Raw genomic sequence first — 590 nt, 5'->3', positions numbered from 1 at the left:
GCCAGCGACTCGGCAATGTCGATCGCGCCAAACTATCGTGGGGCCACCAATGCTGCTGGCGTGTATGCGCTGACGCCAGTGCAGGGGTATACGAAAGACCTGGCCGACCAGGCCAGGTCGATGATTCAGCAGTGGGGGGCGACGCTTGCAGGTTTGGGCTCTGTGTCGACAGAGAACATCGTGCCAGTGGGTAAGGGGGGGACAGGGGCTTCAACACAAGCTGCGGCGCGGGAAAATTTAGGTTTGGGAGCTGTGGCCACAACCAGTTTCGGTATCGGGGCTGGTCAGGCCCTTACCGTCCCTATGCTTGGCCTTGGGTCACGTGCGGCTATTGGAGACAGCTCTATCTACACATCCATGAACGTTTGGGAAACCGGTTTTGGTGTAATTACTGACAGAACGCAGTTTAAACCTGTGACTTACGGAACGCTGCTAAACATGGCCTTTCCAGGCACAGGAAACCTTGGCTCGCAGCTTTGGATGGGAACCATTCCAGGAAAGACGTTGGGGTTCCGGAGTGGCGATTACGGCACGGAGAGCTTCAACTACGTTTACCACACCGGCAACACTACCCGCGCCGCTGACGGCAC

Annotated in this window: 1 pseudogene; it reads left to right on the top strand. The window is 57.3% G+C overall.

Annotated elements, in window-relative coordinates:
* Positions 1-15: 15 nt before the first annotated feature.
* Positions 16-590: pseudogene (locus AC07W0_RS30945) on the top strand (hypothetical protein); the annotation flags it as partial.

It is taken from the genome of Pseudomonas sp. GW704-F2 (genome assembly GCF_059423025.1).
Note: the sequence above shows the minus strand (reverse complement) of the source record. Positions and strands in the feature narration are given on the sequence as shown.